Raw genomic sequence first — 1,198 nt, forward strand, 5'->3', positions numbered from 1 at the left:
CCTTTAACCATATAAGTTATTTGTTTTCCATCGACGGTTTTCCTATAGGTTTTTCCGGTCACTACGGCCGCACTCTCCGAAATGCGGAAAGAATGAAGCTTGTACCATGAGATTTCGAGCGTATTGGATGTCGTGACTCTGACTCGGCAGCGAACATTCGATCTGGTCTCTTTATCTTTTCTTGCGAGTTTTTCCGCCGCCACGACTTTGTCAGCCACGATAAGCGCCCTGAGCTTCAGGGCGTTTATGTGGCCGGCAACGTTGTTGTAGACGTTTCTCACAAAGCGATGCTCCGCATTCTCGAGGTCGACCGGATTGACAGCCCGTCTCAGCTCGATGGCAGAAACGTCGTTAAGTTCATCCCAATCGAAAGCTTCTTCTCCATATTCGGCTTGGCCTTCTTTGCCGGTCACGTCGGCTTCATCGTATATCAAGGTGCCTGCTCCTGCACGCGATCCTCGAACCGTATTGGTCGGTCCGGGGCATTCGGTCCGCCTTTCCCACGTACTTGCCTTTGCGGGAAAAATATGAACTTTCCCAAGGGACTTTCACGGTTCGCGCTCAGCGTTGCTTCATTGAACTTTCCCGCTATAACTAAGGAAAGCGATATTTGTTCTCTCAAGCCTACGGCGACCGGCATCCGATTGCGGCCGCCGCTTCGTTTCTTCTACGTTTTTCCGGCGATTACGCACCCGTCGGAATCCGAAACACGAACGTATCGCGGAACTCACAGAAGGAACAGCCGCCCGTGAAAGCCTTCTCCGACGTGTCGTAGGTCTTCACGTAGGAGCACTTGCAGATATCGCAGAAATCGAGACACAGGTGCCCCTGACGATACTCCATGGCCAACTGAACGAAATTGTCATTGCCCTGCAGGTACGGCCAAAAGCGCGCCTTGAGCACGGGGGCGGCTTCAATACCTCGCACGATGGCCGTGTACGCTTCGTGCTCCGCAATCAGATCGACACTGCTCAACACCTTCAAGCCGCCGATGCGACAGTAGATCGCGATAAAGATCGAGCTGAGCATCCGCCAGTCGAGCGTCGAGTACTTGGGTTCGCAATGTTTGTCGATGAAGCCGCACTTCCGCGCTAGGCTGCGGTATCGCTTCGAGCGGGCGTCCGAGACGCCGAAAAAGGTCTTTACCTGAGTCTTCGACATACCTAAAAAAGACGCGAACATGGCCATCAGTTCTTTG

General features: G+C 53.2%; 2 protein-coding genes. Both read right to left on the reverse strand.

The annotated features are described in order from the left end of the window. Positions 1-434: hypothetical protein (locus tag H6A60_RS11520; RefSeq protein ID WP_205104749.1), on the reverse strand; the 434-nt coding region annotated here is incomplete at its 3' end. Between the two features lie 250 nt (positions 435-684). Further along, positions 685-1,198, reverse strand: a 514-nt coding sequence (locus H6A60_RS11525) for a hypothetical protein (protein ID WP_205104751.1), incomplete at its 5' end; no start/stop codon positions are given.

Origin of the sequence: Sutterella massiliensis (genome assembly GCF_016899755.1) — a bacterium.
Classification (GTDB): domain Bacteria; phylum Pseudomonadota; class Gammaproteobacteria; order Burkholderiales; family Burkholderiaceae_F; genus Sutterella; species Sutterella massiliensis.